Annotated in this window: 16 protein-coding genes and 1 tRNA gene; 10 read left to right on the top strand and 7 right to left on the bottom strand. The window is 59.8% G+C overall.

The genetic code is table 11. The features are described from left to right. Positions 1 to 56: 56 nt before the first annotated feature. Positions 57 to 1,316, bottom strand: a complete 1,260-nt coding sequence (locus J2857_RS23445) for a hypothetical protein (RefSeq protein WP_210012524.1) — start codon at positions 1,314 to 1,316, stop codon at positions 57 to 59. A 186-nt stretch (positions 1,317 to 1,502) separates the two neighbouring features. After that, a complete protein-coding gene (locus J2857_RS23440; protein ID WP_210012523.1) occupies positions 1,503 to 3,293 on the bottom strand; it encodes an ABC transporter ATP-binding protein in 1,791 nt (596 codons plus the stop codon). Between the two features lie 145 nt (positions 3,294 to 3,438). Between J2857_RS23440 and J2857_RS23435 the strand changes: the two genes are divergently transcribed. The 4 genes from J2857_RS23435 (at position 3,439) to J2857_RS31435 (ending at position 6,774) form a co-directional block, all read left to right on the top strand. Next, a complete protein-coding gene (locus J2857_RS23435) occupies positions 3,439 to 3,654 on the top strand; it encodes a hypothetical protein (protein WP_210012522.1) in 216 nt (71 codons plus the stop codon). Between the two features lie 59 nt (positions 3,655 to 3,713). Then, positions 3,714 to 4,661, top strand: a complete 948-nt coding sequence (locus tag J2857_RS23430) for a UDP-glucuronic acid decarboxylase family protein (RefSeq protein ID WP_210012521.1) — start codon at positions 3,714 to 3,716, stop codon at positions 4,659 to 4,661. Positions 4,662 to 4,765: 104 nt separating this feature from the next. Next, complete coding sequence (locus J2857_RS23425; RefSeq protein ID WP_210012520.1) at positions 4,766 to 5,821, top strand: glycosyltransferase family 61 protein; 1,056 nt, start codon at positions 4,766 to 4,768, stop codon at positions 5,819 to 5,821. Next, positions 5,794 to 6,774: a class I SAM-dependent methyltransferase gene (locus J2857_RS31435; RefSeq protein ID WP_210012519.1), complete on the top strand. Its 981-nt coding sequence runs from the start codon at positions 5,794 to 5,796 to the stop codon at positions 6,772 to 6,774. Before J2857_RS23425 ends, J2857_RS31435 begins: the two co-directional genes overlap by 28 nt. 41 nt (positions 6,775 to 6,815) lie before the next feature. Here the strand turns inward: J2857_RS31435 and J2857_RS23415 are convergent, their stop codons facing one another. The 3 genes from J2857_RS23415 to J2857_RS23405 all read right to left on the bottom strand — a co-directional run bounded on the left by J2857_RS23415 (position 6,816) and on the right by J2857_RS23405 (position 9,706). Further along, positions 6,816 to 8,600 carry an ABC transporter ATP-binding protein gene (locus tag J2857_RS23415; RefSeq protein ID WP_210012518.1) on the bottom strand — a complete coding sequence of 595 codons (1,785 nt, stop codon included), beginning with the start codon at positions 8,598 to 8,600 and terminating at the stop codon, positions 6,816 to 6,818. Positions 8,601 to 9,004: 404 nt separating this feature from the next. Beyond that, a complete protein-coding gene (locus tag J2857_RS23410; RefSeq protein ID WP_210012517.1) occupies positions 9,005 to 9,364 on the bottom strand; it encodes a hypothetical protein in 360 nt (119 codons plus the stop codon). Between the two features lie 267 nt (positions 9,365 to 9,631). Next, positions 9,632 to 9,706, bottom strand: a tRNA-Thr gene (locus J2857_RS23405). 152 nt (positions 9,707 to 9,858) lie between these two features. Here J2857_RS23405 and J2857_RS23400 point away from each other — a divergent pair. The 3 genes from J2857_RS23400 to J2857_RS23390 all read left to right on the top strand — a co-directional run bounded on the left by J2857_RS23400 (position 9,859) and on the right by J2857_RS23390 (position 12,489). Then, positions 9,859 to 10,089 carry a hypothetical protein gene (locus J2857_RS23400; protein WP_210012516.1) on the top strand — a complete coding sequence of 77 codons (231 nt, stop codon included), beginning with the start codon at positions 9,859 to 9,861 and terminating at the stop codon, positions 10,087 to 10,089. Between the two features lie 124 nt (positions 10,090 to 10,213). Then, positions 10,214 to 11,506 (top strand): UDP-N-acetylglucosamine 1-carboxyvinyltransferase, encoded by a 1,293-nt coding sequence (gene murA / locus J2857_RS23395; protein ID WP_210012515.1) that lies wholly within the window; start codon positions 10,214 to 10,216, stop codon positions 11,504 to 11,506. A gap of 140 nt (positions 11,507 to 11,646) precedes the next feature. Beyond that, positions 11,647 to 12,489, top strand: a complete 843-nt coding sequence (locus J2857_RS23390) for an oxidoreductase (RefSeq protein ID WP_210012514.1) — start codon at positions 11,647 to 11,649, stop codon at positions 12,487 to 12,489. Positions 12,490 to 12,584: 95 nt separating this feature from the next. On the opposite strand, the gene J2857_RS23385 is transcribed toward J2857_RS23390, so the two are convergent. Next, complete coding sequence (locus J2857_RS23385) at positions 12,585 to 12,953, bottom strand: winged helix-turn-helix transcriptional regulator (RefSeq protein ID WP_210012513.1); 369 nt, start codon at positions 12,951 to 12,953, stop codon at positions 12,585 to 12,587. 125 nt (positions 12,954 to 13,078) lie between these two features. On the opposite strand from J2857_RS23385, the gene J2857_RS23380 reads away from it, so the two are divergent. Continuing rightward, the gene (locus tag J2857_RS23380; protein WP_210012512.1) at positions 13,079 to 13,663 is read left to right on the top strand and encodes a glutathione binding-like protein; all 585 of its coding nucleotides are present in this window, start codon (positions 13,079 to 13,081) and stop codon (positions 13,661 to 13,663) included. Positions 13,664 to 13,799: 136 nt separating this feature from the next. Here the strand turns inward: J2857_RS23380 and J2857_RS23375 are convergent, their stop codons facing one another. Then, entirely contained in the window at positions 13,800 to 14,678 is an 879-nt protein-coding gene (locus tag J2857_RS23375; RefSeq protein ID WP_210012511.1) for a LysR substrate-binding domain-containing protein, read from the bottom strand. A gap of 259 nt (positions 14,679 to 14,937) precedes the next feature. On the opposite strand from J2857_RS23375, the gene J2857_RS23370 reads away from it, so the two are divergent. Together J2857_RS23370 and J2857_RS23365 are read left to right on the top strand one after the other, a co-directional pair. Continuing rightward, positions 14,938 to 16,152 (top strand): MFS transporter, encoded by a 1,215-nt coding sequence (locus tag J2857_RS23370; protein ID WP_210012510.1) that lies wholly within the window; start codon positions 14,938 to 14,940, stop codon positions 16,150 to 16,152. Positions 16,153 to 16,609: 457 nt separating this feature from the next. Next, a complete protein-coding gene (locus tag J2857_RS23365; RefSeq protein WP_210012509.1) occupies positions 16,610 to 17,044 on the top strand; it encodes a DUF2948 family protein in 435 nt (144 codons plus the stop codon). The last annotated feature ends 37 nt before the right edge of the window (positions 17,045 to 17,081 follow it).

Raw genomic sequence — 17,081 nt, 5'->3', positions numbered from 1 at the left:
AAATCAGGCAGGCGGGCCTAAGAAGGCCGATCCTGTCTCCGGTTCGGTATGGCCGTTTATGAACCCTCTTGCGGGCCATGCAACGACGGGTCCAAGACGCGCAGAAGCGGATTGGCGGCCAGGGTGTTCTGGAAACAAGCGGCTGCGCGGGCGGTACCCTCCCGAAAGTTCGATGGATCGGTGGCGACGCGCAAGATAGCTTCCGCGAATTCCCGATCGGTCGTCGCAGCCACGCCATTCCCGTGGGAAAGAAACGCCATCATCGACATCCCTCGAGTATGGATGACCGGCTTGTGCGCAGCGACGGCATCTTGAACGACACCGGATCCCTGAAGGCTATAAATAGCCGTTTCGTAAGGCAGCAGAACCGCATCTACCGAATGAAAAAGCCGTTCGAATTCCGCCGGTGAAATACGATTGTCCTGCGGAGAAACAAAGACATTCCGCTCGCCCTTCAGAAATTCTTGTAAAGCCGCGTAGACGCCGCCCTCACGAAAATCCGCCGGCGAACCTTGGATGACGAAATCTATTGGCGCCGTCGATCCGGCCTCCGCCAACTCGGCAAGTGCAGCGACGATATCTGCAAGCCTTTGGCTGCCCTTTTCCGGTCTCGGTTCTCCGAAAACGCCTATTCGAAATCTATCGCCCCGATCGATCCCGGCACTGGGGGTCATTGCGACAGGCATGCTGCAAGGCAGGTAAAACCCGCCTTCCACAGGCATGCCAAAGTTCTCGCGGAAATAGGCGGCGAGTTCTTCTGTCTCGGTGAACAGGAAAACATTCGTCGGCAGTGTCCTGAGGACCGTACTCATCCGCTTCGAGCGCATCCTTTCGTTTCGGTCACCCAGTTCCGAATTGAGAAAACGGAGGCAAATTCTGGGTGCTTTATCCGCTAATATAGTCGTCAGCTCAACGGCTGACTCAAAAGTATCGAGGTCTGCCGTCGGCACGATGACAAGATCACCCGGATCCAATTGCAGGTTCCGGCATATTTCGGCCAGTGGCGCCCCGAATGCCGAAAGGGGCAAGCGGAGCGTATGCGCAGATTTAACGGCGCCGAATATTGCGCCTAATCTTTGGGACATATTCCCATATTGCAGTCGCGATCGCAGCCTAGCGAGCTTGATGGACTTCGCGGTAAGCTTTCCCGCAGCCGTTCCGAGGAATCCGTCATAGGATTCTCCAGCCACGACATTTGTATCATGGTCCGGGAGCAACATGCTCAATGCAGAAATCTGGGTATGATGATGCCCGCGATTGTGCTCGAGCTTTCGCTCCACGATCAGAAGTTTTTTTCGCTTTATCGCCTCGATCATCGCCCGTACCCTCGCGCAGCCCCGCGTCCACCATTCCGTCGGACGACCTGAAGGCCACGTTCTCGGCCCTGAGATGCCCGGGAGACCTGCCCGCTTTTCAACCGCAAGGCAAGCTGAACGGTTTGAGAACTTAACGTGCCCTTGGTGAAGACAACCTGCAGACCTGGCCCACCATGGCTGGGGCTTTTATTCGAGTGCACTCTCTTCGGGGGCCTTTAGGTTGTTCAAACGGGCGTACAGGCCGTCCTTGCGGTTGGCGAGCTGTTCATGGGTGCCTTCTTCGACTGCCCGTCCTTCATGCATGACGATGATCTTGTCGGCGTTGACGACGGTCGAGAGGCGATGGGCGATGACGACGACGGTTCTGCCGTGCATGGCCGAATCGAGGGCCCTTTGCACGGCGGCCTCGGATTCGTTGTCGAGCGCCGAGGTGGCTTCGTCGAGAAGAAGGATCGGTGCGTTGCGCACGAGTGCGCGTGCGATCGACAGGCGTTGCCGCTGACCGCCGGAGAGGGTCATGCCGTTTTCACCGACCGGGGTTTCGTACCCCGCCGGCTGCATGAGTATGAACTCGTGGGCATGGGCGAGGCGGGCGGCCTCCTCGACTTCGGCATCGGTGGCTTCGGGCCGTCCATAGCGGATGTTGTCGCGGATCGTTCCTTCGAACAGGTAGGGCTGCTGCGTGACATAGGCGAGGCTGTGACGCAGCGACGCCTTGGTCACATGGGCTATGTCCTGTCCGTCGATCAGGATCTGGCCTTCGGCGGGATCGTAGAAACGCGGGATCAGCGAGATGATCGTGGACTTGCCGGCACCCGACGGGCCGACCAGGGCGGTGGTCTTGCCGCCTTCCGCGATGAGGTCCACCCCCTTGAGGATCGGCTGGCCGCTGCCATAGGCGAACACGACGCCCTTCAGCTCGATCTGCGCCTTGGTGACGACAAGGTCGGGTGCGTTCGGATTTTCCCGCTGCAGCGGCTGCATGTCGAGCAGGTTGTAGATCATCCGGGCGTTGATGACGGACCTTTCGAGCTGCACCTGCATCCGGGCCAGCCGGCGGGCCGGGTCATAGGCCATCAGCAGGGCCGTGATGAAGGCGAAGAAGGCGCCGGGGGCGACATTATCGTAGATCGAACGGAAGGCGGCATAACCGATCACGCTGGAGATCGCCACGCCTGCAAATGTCTCGGTGAGCGGCGCGGTGCGTTCGGACAGGCGGGCAATCCGGTTGCTCTGTCTTTCGGACGTCTCGATAATGCGCCGGACCTTGGCTTCCAGCTGCTGTTCCATGGTGAAGGCCTTGACGACGGTGATGCCCTGGATGGTCTCCTGCATGGCGCCCAGCACCTTGCTGCTGACCTCGACGGCTTCGCGCGTGACGCTGCGCAGCCGCTGCGACAGGTAGCGGATCGCAAGAATGAGCGGCGGCGCCACGGCAAACACGATCAGCGAGAGAACCCAGTCCTTGGAGATCATCACGACGATCAGCGACGCCAGGGTCAGCAGATCGCGCGCGGTCGATGTGACCACCAGGTTGAGGACGTCCCTTATGCCGCCGATATTCTGGCCGATCTGCCCTGCCAGTTGGGCCGATCGCGATTCCGCGAAAAAGCCGACCGACAGCTTCATGAGATGCGAATAGAGACGCTGCTGGTAACGGGCGACGATATTGTTGCCGATCTTGGAGAGCGTCACCGCCTGCCCGTAGGTCGCCAGGCCGCGAATGACGAAAGCTGCAAAGATCGCAAAGCAGATGACGAGGACCATGTCGGCCCGTTTGTTGGCAAAAGCCTCGTTGACCACCGACTCCATGATCCACGCCGTGAAGGCGGTGGACATGGCTGTCGCGACCAGACAGAAGATCGCAAAGGCATAACCGCGGACATGATCCTTGCCGTTTTCGGCGATCACCCGCTTGAGGACGCTGGTCACGGCGCCAGAATCCAGGTGGTTCTTCCTGCTTTTTTTGCCGCTCAATTGGGCTCCCGCTCGCCGCACCCGACGATTAAGTTCTCACATAGGCGGCGTATTAAACGCTTGGGAACCACTTTCCAACCACGCCAAACACGATTTCTCCACACCCGTTGCAAGGACGCATGCGGGCTGAATGAGGCAAACGGCATTGGATATCGGCTCTGATTTGCCTCCCGATGATGTTCAAGCGTTGGCTCCTGCCGGCTTCACATACGGTTCCACAACTGCGCTGGAGCCGACATCCGCTTTTCCGGTTTCCGATGCCGTGGGGCTGGATAGGCGAAAACGATCGTCGTCAAGCGGCACCTCTTTGGAACGAAAACCAGGATTCGGCGAATCCGGCAAAATGATGGTGGCTATCTAGGATTTTGACATCAAAGTGCTTCTCGGCTAGGTGGCGATATGGCTTATAGGGAAGCAGGCATGACCGCGAGAATATTGGTAACCGGTGGAGCTGGGTTTCTCGGATCCCACCTCGTTGAGCGCCTGCTCGATCGAGGAGACGAGGTACTCTGTGTCGACAACTTCTTTACGGGTACGCGCGGGAATGTTGAGCATCTAATCGGCCATCCGCGGTTCGAACTGATGCGCCACGACGTCTGTTTCCCGCTCTATGTTGAGGTTGACGAAATCTACAACCTCGCATGCCCCGCATCTCCTGTTCACTACCAGCACGATCCCGTCCAGACGACCAAGACCTCCGTCCATGGCGCCATCAACATGCTCGGGCTTGCAAAGCGGGTACGGGCAAAGATTTTGCAGGCTTCGACCTCCGAAGTTTACGGAGATCCCAGCATCCATCCCCAGGTCGAGGAATACTGGGGCAATGTCAATCCGATCGGTATCCGTTCTTGCTATGACGAAGGCAAGCGCTGCGCCGAGACGCTGTTCTTCGATTACCGGCGCCAGCACAAGCTACGAACGAAAGTGGTGCGTATTTTCAATACCTACGGGCCACGTATGCATCCAAATGACGGCCGTGTAGTATCCAACTTTATTGTTCAGGCTCTTAAGGGCGACGACATCACCATTTTCGGTCAGGGCGAGCAGACTCGCTCGTTCTGCTATCGCGACGATCTAGTGGAAGCCATGCTGAGAATGATGGCGACCGGAGACGATGTTGTCGGCCCTTTCAATATCGGAAATCCGAACGAGTTCACAATACGGGGTCTGGCGGACCTCGTCCTAGAGCTGACCGGATCAAGATCGAAGTTGGTATTCAGGCCGTTGCCTTCCGACGATCCGATCCAGCGTCAGCCAGACATTTCCAAGGCAAAGCAGTTTCTCGACTGGCAGCCGACGGTTGAATTGCGGGCGGGACTTGAGAAGACGATCGCCTATTTCGAGGAACTGCTTGCGCATGCAAGATAGATCCCGGATTTTGGGTCAAAGGTGCCAGCACGTTAAGGTGCTATTGGTGACGAGGAATGATGAGCTTGCCGACCTCGCCCCAATACTGATTGTCCGAGGATTTGATGTTTTACCATTTTGCCCGGCCGCAGGATAAAGCCGTTCTAACGGTGGACGAACCCACGGTGGTTAGCCGCGCTCTGCCAAGGAACTTCGAGGAAAAAGATGCCGACCTGTTCAAGCCGAATCTGAGCTACGATGTCCCTGCAAGCCAGATTCTGCAGCTTGAGAACATCACCGCGCGTGCCAATGGCTGGCTTTATCAAGGCCACACCTTGTTGAAAGACGGCTTTGCCAGCGGGCGCCAGCTTGGCGTTATGCGGCGCCTGAAAGCGCTCGGGACGTTATACCGTCTGCCCATTGAGCGGATTTCCAAAGGGGCCTGGATCACAGACAACTGGAGCCGCAATTATTTTCATTGGCTGACGGATGCGATGCCGAGGCTTCAACTGGCGAAGGAACAGGATCATGACCTCCACTTGATCCTGCCCTTCTCTTTCCAATTCGTTCCCTTTGTCGAGCAGGCGCTCTTGCCATTCCACCTTAGTTCCACGACGTTTATTCCGGAAGAAAAGACTTTCACCATTGAGAAGCTGGCACTTCCTGCCCACACCGCCACAACGGGCAATTACAACGAGCGTTTGATCAGATCTGTTGCGGAGAGATATCGCCAGGCCTTTGGGACCGAGCGAAAGCCGGACCGGCGTATCTATATCAGCCGCAGCAAGGCGCCGGTTAGAAGGGTGCTGAATGAAGACGAGATCGTACCGGTTCTCTCCAGGCATGGTTTTGAGGTGATCCATGGCGAGAGCTTATCCTTCTCGGAGCAGGTGCGGCTTCTAAGTGAATGCAACATGGTTGCCGGCCCGCATGGCGCGGGCTTCGTCAACATGTTGTTCATGGCGCCAGGCGGCTCGATCCTGGAAATTCATCCGCGGGATACGAAGACCAATAATTGCTACTTTACGCTCGCCTCGGCACTGTCGCATCCTTACCACTATATGCTGGCGGATACTGCTTCCACGCATTTGGAATCCCATCACGACAACATGATTGTCGACCCCGGAGAGCTCGACAGAAATCTCGAACGTATGTGCTCCATGGCACGCGGTTCGGTCTGAAGACAAATTGCATAGCCCATCGATTTCCAGAGCCCGCCGGCAAGGTCACCGCATCTGTACTGTTGCCGTTTCCACTGGATCCTCCCCCGGGTTGGCTTCACAGGCCTCCGGGCGGAAGATATGATGTTGAGATTGCCAGCGAGCCGATTGTTGGGCTTCCTGGGTCTTATTCGAAGCAAGGAAATAGCGTGTCAAGCAAAATGAGTTTCTCGAGGCTGCTCCGATCAATCGCCGAAGAGATTTCCGACATCAAATTCCTGCTCCGGTCCGGCTCAGGGCTGAAAATCGTTCTCAAATACATGAAGTTCCGCAGAAAGCGGCGCAGCATCGAGAAGAAATACAAGCCTGCGACCAAGGCCTTCGTGGCGTCTGAAGTGAATGGCCTGCTGCTTAGCAATGACTGGTTCGTCGGTCACCTTCCAATCTGGATGTGGTTGTTCGATCGCTTCGATCTCCGCAGCAGAGCCGGCCTGAAGGCGCTCGAGATCGGCAGCTGGGAAGGCATGTCCGCTTTTTTCTTCCTCGAAACGCTGCCGAACGCGACGTTGACCTGTGTGGATACCTGGGCTGGTTCTGATGAACACGACAAAGAGGCGATGTCGGCCGTCGAGGGTCGGTTCAATGCGAATCTCGTGCGTCATGCCGGACGAATGACCAAGTTCAAGGGTACGTCCTACGCTTACTTCATGGAAAAGCCAAAGGACCTTAAGTTCGACTTCATTTACATCGACGGCTCGCATCTCGCGGACGACGTGATGATGGATGCCGTGAACGGCTTTGCAGCACTCAAGCCCGGCGGAATAATGATATTCGACGACTATATCTGGGGCTACTATGCCGACGCGAACGACAATCCGGCGAATGCTATCCACCGCTTTCTGGAAATGAAGAGGGGAAAGTTCGAACTTGTCTACCTGTTCCGGCAGGTCATCATCCGCAAGACCTCGGCATGACGCCTCAATTCATGCCGACGCCTCACGGCCGAATGTGAATTCTAACCACTCTCTTCCGGCGCCTTTAGGTTGTTCAAACGGGCGTACAGGCCGTCCTTGCGGTTGGCGAGCTGTTCATGGGTGCCTTCTTCGACTGCCCGTCCTTCATGCATGACGATGATCTTGTCGGCGTTGACGACGGTCGAGAGGCGATGGGCGATGACGACGACGGTTCTGCCGTGCATGGCCGAATCGAGGGCCCTTTGCACGGCGGCCTCGGATTCGTTGTCGAGCGCCGAGGTGGCTTCGTCGAGAAGAAGGATCGGTGCGTTGCGCACGAGTGCGCGTGCGATCGACAGGCGTTGCCGCTGACCGCCGGAGAGGGTCATGCCGTTTTCACCGACCGGGGTTTCGTACCCCGCCGGCTGCATGAGTATGAACTCGTGGGCATGGGCGAGGCGGGCGGCCTCCTCGACTTCGGCATCGGTGGCTTCGGGCCGTCCATAGCGGATGTTGTCGCGGATCGTTCCTTCGAACAGGTAGGGCTGCTGCGTGACATAGGCGAGGCTGTGACGCAGCGACGCCTTGGTCACATGGGCTATGTCCTGTCCGTCGATCAGGATCTGGCCTTCGGCGGGATCGTAGAAACGCGGGATCAGCGAGATGATCGTGGACTTGCCGGCACCCGACGGGCCGACCAGGGCGGTGGTCTTGCCGCCTTCCGCGATGAGGTCCACCCCCTTGAGGATCGGCTGGCCGCTGCCATAGGCGAACACGACGCCCTTCAGCTCGATCTGCGCCTTGGTGACGACAAGGTCGGGTGCGTTCGGATTTTCCCGCTGCAGCGGCTGCATGTCGAGCAGGTTGTAGATCATCCGGGCGTTGATGACGGACCTTTCGAGCTGCACCTGCATCCGGGCCAGCCGGCGGGCCGGGTCATAGGCCATCAGCAGGGCCGTGATGAAGGCGAAGAAGGCGCCGGGGGCGACATTATCGTAGATCGAACGGAAGGCGGCATAACCGATCACGCTGGAGATCGCCACGCCTGCAAATGTCTCGGTGAGCGGCGCGGTGCGTTCGGACAGGCGGGCAATCCGGTTGCTCTGTCTTTCGGACGTCTCGATAATGCGCCGGACCTTGGCTTCCAGCTGCTGTTCCATGGTGAAGGCCTTGACGACGGTGATGCCCTGGATGGTCTCCTGCATGGCGCCCAGCACCTTGCTGCTGACCTCGACGGCTTCGCGCGTGACGCTGCGCAGCCGCTGCGACAGGTAGCGGATCGCAAGAATGAGCGGCGGCGCCACGGCAAACACGATCAGCGAGAGAACCCAGTCCTTGGAGATCATCACGACGATCAGCGACGCCAGGGTCAGCAGATCGCGCGCGGTCGATGTGACCACCAGGTTGAGGACGTCCCTTATGCCGCCGATATTCTGGCCGATCTGCCCTGCCAGTTGGGCCGATCGCGATTCCGCGAAAAAGCCGACCGACAGCTTCATGAGATGCGAATAGAGACGCTGCTGGTAACGGGCGACGATATTGTTGCCGATCTTGGAGAGCGTCACCGCCTGCCCGTAGGTCGCCAGGCCGCGAATGACGAAAGCTGCAAAGATCGCAAAGCAGATGACGAGGACCATGTCGGCCCGTTTGTTGGCAAAAGCCTCGTTGACCACCGACTCCATGATCCACGCCGTGAAGGCGGTGGACATGGCTGTCGCGACCAGACAGAAGATCGCAAAGGCATAACCGCGGACATGATCCTTGCCGTTTTCGGCGATCACCCGCTTGAGGACGCTGGTCACGGCGCCAGAATCCAGGTGGTTCTTCCTGCTTTTTTTGCCGCTCAATTGGGCTCCCGCTCGCCGCACCCGACGATTAAGTTCTCACATAGGCGGCGTATTAAACGCTTGGGAACCACTTTCCAACCACGCCAAACACGATTTCTCCACACCCGTTGCAAGGACGCATGCGGGCTGAATGAGGCCGTTCGCCGCCGTGGGTAACATCGCGGTGTGATACTTGTTCGGTCAATTTGCGCGGAAGGAGGCGAAATGCAGGAAGGCCTTGCGTGCGGCGGCCAGGCTTCTGTGCGGCCGATGTTTCATCGCCATCTGCTGCAGCACCGGCATGGCCTCCGCTACGTCCACAGTCCGACCTCGAGCATACTCCTGCTGCACAGGACTGTGTTGTAACGGAGGGCAGCACGCCGACCTCGGGCTCGGCCTAACCAGCTTACCGAAAGCAATGATTGCTACACGCGTGGGCAGCCGGGGGCTTTGGAGATCATCACGGAATCCGGACGGCCACGGCCTCCACCGCGCTTGCCGTACCCATCGATATAATAGTACCTTCGGTTCTCAGCGTTGATGTAAGGGTCGTCCAGGTATCGTGAGGCAGCGCCCAGAGCTTCACGTGGGCCGCAGCCTGAACGTTCATATCGCCGCTCGCGGCGATCGTATCGCCGATCATAGCCATCCGGGCGCTCGATCCGCATGCCACGTTCTCCGAACTCAAGTTCGAAGCCTTGGGCGGTAGCAGGTACAGGTTGAATGCTGATGCCGACAAGCAGGGCTGACATGCCCGCCAGCAATCCGAATTGTTTCGCTTTCATTGTTTCTCTCCAGCAACGGTAATAAGCCAAACTAGCAGAGCTAAAATGAACGGCAGCATAACAAGTTCCGTTGGTACCCGGATCATCGCTCTTGACGTTCATGCCTCATATAGAAGGGAGAATTGCTGAGAGGTGGCAAGAAGCGCCTCACCGGAGGAGGCACGGCATGTGCTGCGGTTCGGGACACGTTTTTTATAGTCCCTCGATTGACGGGAGCCGTTACTAAGAACGTAAGATACCGGGTAAGACGCCTTTTTAGGCGAAAAATGGTGCTGCTAGAGAGATTTGAACTCTCGGCCTCTCCCTTACCAAGGGAGTGCTCTACCCCTGAGCTATAGCAGCGTCAGCCGGCGCGAAAGACCCGCGTCGTCGGCAGCGGCCTATTGCCATAGGTTCACCGGCAGCGCAAGCCGCAAATTCCAAGTTCTTTGTCGGGGAATGGGGAAAACGTCGCTTCCGCTTTCAAGAATCCCGGTTTTTGGGTATGGAGAGCCATGGCGAATGATGACGAACTGCACGATTCTCAGGGCGGAGAGACCGGCAAGGGCCGCGGCGAGCGGCACCGCAGGGCGGTTGAAGCCCGCGAAGCGCAGCGAAAGGCGAAGGCTGCAGCCAAGCTTCGCGAGAATCTGATGCGCCGCAAGACGCAGGCGCGGGCCCGCCGGGCGGGCGAAGAGGATTCGACCCAAGGACTGCCTGCCGTAAAAACGGACGAATCATTGTAGCTTATGCGCCGAGACAGGCTGGCAGACAGGCTATTCCGGCAGGCCATTTCAGCAATCATTGAAGCAGCGGCGGATTTCGTCTAAGGACGCCTCCTTTCGCGCTCAGAAGGAAGAGTTACAACTTATGGATCGCATCAGAATTGTAGGCGGCAACGAACTCAAGGGCACCATTCCGATCTCGGGAGCGAAAAACGCCGCTCTGCCGCTGATGATCGCCTCCCTTCTGACGAGCGATACGCTGACGCTCGAAAATGTGCCGCATCTGGCCGACGTGGAACAGCTGCTGCGCATCCTCGGCAATCATGGCGTCGATGTCGCCGTCAATGGCCGCCGCGAGCGCCAGGAAGAGGGCTATTCGCGTACCATCAACTTCACCTGCCGCACCATCGTCGATACGACCGCTCCCTATGAGCTGGTCTCGAAGATGCGCGCCAGCTTCTGGGTCATCGGTCCGCTGCTTGCCCGCGAAGGCCAGGCGCGGGTTTCGCTGCCGGGCGGCTGCGCCATCGGCACGCGTCCGGTCGATCTCTTCCTCGAAGGCCTGCAGGCGCTCGGTGCCAACCTGGAAGTCGACGGCGGTTATGTGAACGCGACGGCCCCCAAGGGCGGCCTGATCGGCGCCACTTACGTCTTCCCGAAGGTTTCGGTGGGCGCAACCCACGTGATGATGATGGCGGCGACGCTTGCCCGCGGCACGACGGTGATCGAAAACGCCGCTCGTGAGCCGGAGGTCGTCGATCTGGCAAAATGCCTCACCGCCATGGGCGCCAAGATTTCCGGCGCCGGCACCCGGACGATCACGGTCGAGGGCGTCACTTCGCTCTCCGGGGCGCGCCACCGCGTGCTGCCGGACCGCATCGAGACCGGCACCTATGCGATGGCGGTCGCCATGACGGGCGGCGATGTCGTGCTCGAAGGCACCGAAGCGTCGCTGCTCGACACCGCGCTCGACACGCTGCGTTTGGCCGGCGCCCATATCACCGAAACGGAAAGCGGCCTGCGCGTCGTGCGCAACGGCAACGGCATCCAGCCGGTCGACATCACCACCGAACCGTTCCCGGGTTTCCCGACCGACCTGCAGGCGCAGTTCATGGCGCTGATGACCCGCTCCTCCGGCGTCTCGAACATTACCGAGACCATTTTCGAAAACCGCTTCATGCACGTTCAGGAACTCGCCCGCCTTGGCGCCAGGATCTCGTTGTCCGGCCAGAAGGCCCGTGTCGAAGGGGTAACGCGTTTGAAGGGAGCCCCGGTCATGGCGACCGATCTGCGCGCCTCCGTCTCGCTGGTCATTGCCGGCCTTGCCGCCGAAGGCGAAACCATGGTCAGCCGCGTCTACCATCTCGATCGCGGTTTCGAGCGGCTGGAAGAAAAGCTCACCCGCTGCGGCGCGGTGGTCGAACGCGTCAGCGACTGATCGATCCGCAAGGCTGATATTTTGCGAAGGACGGCAGGGCATTGCCCTTGTCGTCCTTTTTTGCATTTCTATCTCTTTGAAACGTCCATTCTCTTTCCCGCCTCATATTGTTTGATCCGGCACCCCACGGAGATTTCCCCATGACCGATATTCAAGCCCCCGTCTGGTTCATCACCGGCTGCTCTACCGGCTTCGGTCGCGAGCTCGCCAAGCTGACGATCGATCGCGGCTGGCCGACCGTGGTCACCGCCCGCGGCAGGGATCGGGTCGCCGATCTCGCCGACGGCAGGGATCATGTCCTGGCGCTCGATCTCGATGTGACGGACATGAAGCAGATTTCCGATGCGGTCGCCGCCGCCGAGCAGAAATTCGGCCGCATCGACGTGCTGGTCAACAATGCCGGCTACGGCTACCAGGCGTCGATCGAGGAAGGCGAGGAGGACGAGATCCGCGCGATGTTCGATGCCAATGTCTTCGGCCTGTTCGCCATGACCCGCGCCGTGCTGCCGGGCATGCGGGCGCAGCGCCGAGGCCACATCCTCAACATCACCTCGATGGCCGGCTTCATGGGCCTTCCGAGCTCCGGCTATTATGCGGCGAGCAAGCACGCGGTCGAAGGGTTTTCCGATGCGCTCGCCATGGAAGGCGCGCCGCTCGGCATCAAGGTCACCTGCGTCGAGCCGGGTCCGTTCCGCACCGACTGGGCCGGTCGCTCGCTGAAGCAGACGCCGAGCCGGATCGCCGATTATGCGGAGACGGCCGCCGCCCGCATGGGCGCGACTTCCGGCTATAGCGGCCGCCAGCCCGGCGATCCGGTGCGCGCCGGCGAGGCGATGATCGCCGCCACCGAAGCGGATCAGGCTCCCCGCCACCTGGTACTCGGTGCGATCTGCTATAACGCGGTCACGCAAAAGCTGAAGGAGCGGCTCTCCCAGATCGAACTCTGGGAGGAAATCAGCCTTTCGGCGGATTTCCCAAGCTGAATGTTGGGCGCTGAGGAGGCCGCTTTCGGCCCGAAGCGCACTTCTTGATCAGGTTCGATTGCCAGGCGGCTGCAAGCACCAGGATCGCGGGTCCATCAAAGCTGACGGGCGTCGTAATGAAGGCGGTTGTCTTCGATTTCTCGCTGATGGGCCGCCGCCCAATCGGCGAGTTGCCGCGCGGTTTCCGACAGGGAATGTCCGAGCGGCGTCAGCGTGTATTCGACCTGCGGCGGGGTGCTGTGGCGAACGGTGCGTTCGACCATGCCGTCGCGTTCCAGTGTCTTGAGCGTCCTTGTCAGCATCTGCTGCGAAATGCCGCCGACCTGCCGTTTCAGCTCGTTGAACCGTCGGGGCTCCAGCCGAAGCGATACGACGACCTGGATCGTCCATTTGTCGCCGACCCGGCTGAGGATTTCACTCACGCCTCTGCAATCGGCTTCTGCGTGCGAAACGGTCACATCCATCTGACCAACTCCCAAAGATATGCTTTTGACGGGCATTTTTAGGTCACATAAATGGTCGTGGTCAACATTGCAGACCTTGTCTCCGAAAAGAAACATCGAGACAGGTCCATCACAAGGAGACCACCATGAACCTCTTCTATTATCCGGCCGCCTGCAGTCTCGCCGATCACATAGCGCTGATCGAGACCGGGCTTCCCTACAAGCTCCTGAGCATCGACCACGACAGGAAAACCGAGGACGGCCGCGATTTCCTTTCCATCAACCAAAAGGGTTATATCCCGACCCTTGAGCTGGAAGACGGCGTATTTCTCACGGAAAACCCGGTTATTTTAAACTATATCGCCGAGAAGAGCGGCAAGCTTCTTCCGAAAGACGGCATTGCCCGGTGGCGGGCGCTCGAGTCTCTCGCTTTCATGGCCTCCGAAATCCACGGAAGCTACCAGCCGTTTTTCAGGGACTTCCCCGAGCCGGAAAAGGTGCGTGCCCGCGAAAAGCTTGCGAAGGCTTTCGCTATCCTGGCCGACCAGATGGGTAACAAGAAATTCCTGGTGAGCGACAAGATGACGATTGCGGACTGCTACTTGTTCTGGGTCCTGATGGTCGCGCCCAAGAGCGGCGTCGAGCTGCCGGAAAACCTCAGCAAGGCCTTCGACCGCATGCGGATGCTGCCCTCCGTGATCCAGGCGCTCGCCGAGGAAGGCCTGAACTGATCAGGTGGCTGTCCTGGATTGACCTCGTGCGTTGCAGGCCAAGCACATCGCGATGAGTGGTCCGCTTGACCTGGAGGCGCAGGCGTGAACCGATGGCCATGAAATCAAAGCTGCCGTTTCCGGCGGCGAAAACCCGTCATTCGAGGTTCCGCATTTCGGTATCCATCCAGCCGCAGAATTGCCGCACCACCCGCGATTCCGAGCGGCGCTGGTAACGGTACGTTCCGGCCTCGACCGGCTGGTATCCGGGCAGCACAACCAACGCGCCGGACCGTGTTTCCCTTCCCGTGAGGATGGTCGGCGCGAGCACCATCCCGAGACCGGCGACGCAGGCGTGAAGAGCCGCATCGTCGGTGTCGAATTCATGGGTGACGGAAAGGTCCGCGGGAGGGATACGGAATGTCTCGCACCAGAGCTTCCAGTCCCAGTTGCCGACGGAGCATTGAAGCGCCGGCAGGTCGGCAACGGTAATCTGCCGGCTGCCGGGCTCTCTTGCCAGCAGGCTTGGAGACGCAACCGGCCGGCGCAGGTCGCGCGCCAGGAACTCCCATCCTTCAGCGGCTTGTCCAGCCCGGAAATGACGGATGCTGACATCGCTGTCCGGGATGGCGGGAAAACTTCGCGCCGAACCGGTCTCCACCCGGACGCGGACGTTGGGGCAGAGAGTGCGGAAACGATCCAGCGACGGGATGAGCCAACGCAGTGCAAACGACGTCGTCGCATGGACGCTGATTTCGGTTTCGTCACGATAGAGCGCGTCGGCCGAACGCTCGATCAGCCCGATCGCGGGCGCGACTTCCTGATAGAACCGTTGTCCCGCGTCGGTCAGCGAAACGGTGTTGCTTCCCCGGCGGAAGAAGCTCACCCCGAGCTCGTCTTCAAGCTTTTTCAGCTGGTGGCTCACCGCGCCGGAGGTGACGCCGAGTTCAGCGCCTGCGGCCGTCAGGCTGCCGGTCCGGGCGACGATCGTGAACACCCGGACGGAATTGAGAGAGATGCGGTGCTTGCCTTGCATGAATTTTCCTCACTCTCCCCTCGAATTCCTCGTTTGAGCGTCTGACGAAAATCCAGCACAAGCGAAGATAAAAAGCCTTTCAGGACAATCGATACGTCCAAACCGAGATTTAAGCCGACACCGAATTCATAACATGAGTAACGGCGGTGACAGCATTAATTCCTTTAATTCTCGCACTCGGAAGGTTCGCTGACCGAAGCGCGGTCCTTCCTCACTTCCCAGTCAGAAACAACAGCCGCCCGTGCCCCCGAGGTCTCGAATGATTCCCCTTTTAACTCACTTCCGCTCTTCCACAGTCCGTGCCGTTGCCGCCCTGTCGCTAACCCAGTTGATCGGCTGGGGCACCACGTTCTGGCTGCCCGCGGTCACCGGGCCTGCAATGGCCGGCGAACTGGGCATGGCGCTCCCCATGGTCATGGCAGGGCCGACGGTCATGCTGGTCGTCATGGCCATGGTGTCTTGGCCCCTGAGCGCCAAGTTCGAGCGTCATGGCGCGCGCCCGATCATGGTTCTGGGGTCGCCGCTGGGTGCCGCCGGCCTGCTGGTCATGGGCCTGGCCAATGGTCCGGAATCCTATCTCCTGGCGTGGATCATTCTCGGCCTTGCCGGCGCCTGCATGCTGACGACACCGGCGCAGATCGCAGCGGCCGAGATCGCCGGCGACAAGGCGCGCCAGGCGCTCGGTGTGCTGGTCCTGGCCGGCGGGCTGACATCGGCCATCATGTGGCCGCTGACGGGGCTTCTGCAGGCTGAGTGGGGCTGGCGCACGACCACACTCGCCTATGCCGCCCTCATGTTTCTTGTCTGCACGCCGCTGCATTGGACGGCGCTTGCCCGCCGGCCCGGAGAAAAATCCGCTGCGAAGACGACGGCCGAGCCAGCCGCTATCGACCGGCCACGCTTCGTCCTGCTGGCCATGAGCTTTGCCGCCAATGGCTTTTTCACCTGGGGCTTTGCCCTCACCATCATCATCCTGTTCCAGGCTCAAGGTCTCGATCATGCCAGCGCGCTGGCGGCCGCAGCCTTTATCGGTATCGCCCAATGGGCGGGGCGGCTGCTGGATTTTCTGGGCGGCCGGCGCTGGTCGGGCTTCGTCACCGGCCTTGCCGCCACGGCCCTGTTCCCGCTGAGCTTTACCGTCCTTCTACTGACCAGCAATTTCGCCGGCGCCATGCTGTTCGCCACGCTCTACGGCTTTGCCAGCGGCATCAACGCCGTCACCCGTGCGACGCTGCCGTTGCAGATTTTCCCCGCTGGCGCCTATGCCCGCGCCTCGGCACAGCTCGCCGTGCCTCTCAACTTCTCTTTCGCCGCCGCCCCACCGGCATTCACCGCCATTCTCACCACCGCCGGCCCCCACGCCGCCCTGTGGCTCGCCCTGGTCATCTCGATCTTCGCCTTCTCGGCGTTTCTCGGCCTTCTGTTGCTGCACAACAGAATTCACTCCAATGTCGATTTAGCCGGTGGCAGGTAACCGGCATTGCGACCGGGGACGAAATGCGGCCGAACGGCATTTTCCGCCGTGTTTCGTCAAAGGCTTGGCAGATTTTTGCGCCGCCGGCGTCCCCGCAGCAGAGACATAGGATCATAATAGCCGCGTCATCGGATGGGAACCGGGTTCGCGAACCGGCTGCCTCACGAAGGTTCGAAAGCGCCTGGTTCCGGTGATGGTCGTCAAAGCGGCGAGGGAGGGCTTGGAAATTCTCCGCAAACCGCAAGAGGCGATCGGGGCAGGCGGAAACCTACCTCGCCAACTACTCCAATGCCCTGCCTGCCCCATTCCCGCCTTTGAACCGTGTCGCACGTCAGTCGGCGCGGATAAAGGTGCGTTCCGTCTCGCGAAGCGCCGTTGCTTCTTGCCACGCCACATCCTATCTCAAGCCTTGAGAACATTTGCGTGAACGCGCGCCTCTGGATGGATATTAGAAGCGATGACCGACTTGAAGCTGCTGGCCCTCGACACGGACGACCTGGGCGTCATTTCCGCCCATATGCAGGATGCCGTTTTCAAGGTAGGCGATGTCCGCTGGTCGCAGCCCGAACAGAACTTTTCGCTCGCTGCCAACCGTTTCGTCTGGGAGAATGCCTTGGCCAGGCAGCGCAAGGGTTTCGAACGCCGCCGCGCGGCGATCGTCTTCAAGCGCGTCCAGGCGGTGCGCTCGACCGGCATCAACCGCGGCCGCAAGGACGAGGTCCTGTCGCTTTTGGCGATCACCTTCTTGCAGAAGGGCGAGGGTCCGGAAGGCACGATCGAACTCGTCCTGTCCGGCAAATCGACGATTGCGCTCGATGTCGAATGCATCGAAGTTGCTCTTGCGGATGTCGGCGGCGCATGGGAAACGGCGTCTAAGCCCCGTCATCCCTGATCCGGCCCCTTTGCCCGAATGGCCCGACCGGGATAAC

Origin of the sequence: Neorhizobium galegae (assembly GCF_017877055.1) — a bacterium.
GTDB classification, from domain to species: Bacteria; Pseudomonadota; Alphaproteobacteria; order Rhizobiales; family Rhizobiaceae; genus Neorhizobium; species Neorhizobium galegae_D.
The sequence above is the reverse complement of the archived record's forward strand: the minus strand, read 5'-3'. Positions and strand labels throughout refer to the sequence as shown.